General features: G+C 71.6%; 1 pseudogene. It reads left to right on the top strand.

Annotated features, from left to right (window positions below):
* Positions 1–489: 489 nt before the first annotated feature.
* Positions 490–656, top strand: a pseudogene (locus tag BFF77_RS38350) (hypothetical protein); the annotation flags it as partial.

Below are 656 nucleotides of genomic sequence, written 5' to 3'. Positions count from 1 at the left end.
CCGTTCGGGCCGCCCCACTGGATCTCGGTCTTGTAGGTAGCCATTTCCTTGTTCCTTTCGACGTACAGGCGAGGCTGTGCTCGGCAGCAGGTCGGCTCTGCCGCGCGGCCATCCTGCTCCACGGCCCCCCGTCCGGTCCCGACCGGCAGCGGGGCATCGGCGCGGAATCAGCCGTTCGGCGGCAGCGGCTCAACAGGGCCGAGGGAACGACCGGGCGCCCACAGAGTGCGTCGCCCGTCAGAGCCCGCAGCCGGTGCGCGTACGCGAAGAGCTCGCGCACCGGCTGCGGGCTCTGACGGGCGACGCACTCTGTGGGCGCCCGGTCGTTCCCTCGGCCCTGTTGAGCCGCTGCCGCCGAACGGCTGATTCCGCGCCGATGCCCCGCTGCCGGTCGGGACCGGACGGGGGGCCGTGGAGCAGGATGGCCGCGCGGCAGAGCCGACCTGCTGCCGAGCACAGCCTCGCCTGTACGTCGAAAGGAACAAGGAAATGGCTACCTACAAGACCGAGATCCAGTGGGGCGGCCCGAACGGGCAGTGGCGGGCCGACCAGGACCTGAGCATCCAGCTCCAGCACCGTGGGGCGACCGTCCCGCAGGACGGCGGTGTTCCGCACCCGGGTACGGCAGTCACCTGGACCGGCCCCCAGGGCAACGG

The sequence above is a fragment of the Streptomyces lushanensis genome, assembly GCF_001700515.1.
Taxonomy (GTDB): domain Bacteria; phylum Actinomycetota; class Actinomycetes; order Streptomycetales; family Streptomycetaceae; genus Streptomyces; species Streptomyces lushanensis.
The sequence above is the reverse complement of the archived record's forward strand: the minus strand, read 5'-3'. Positions and strand labels throughout refer to the sequence as shown.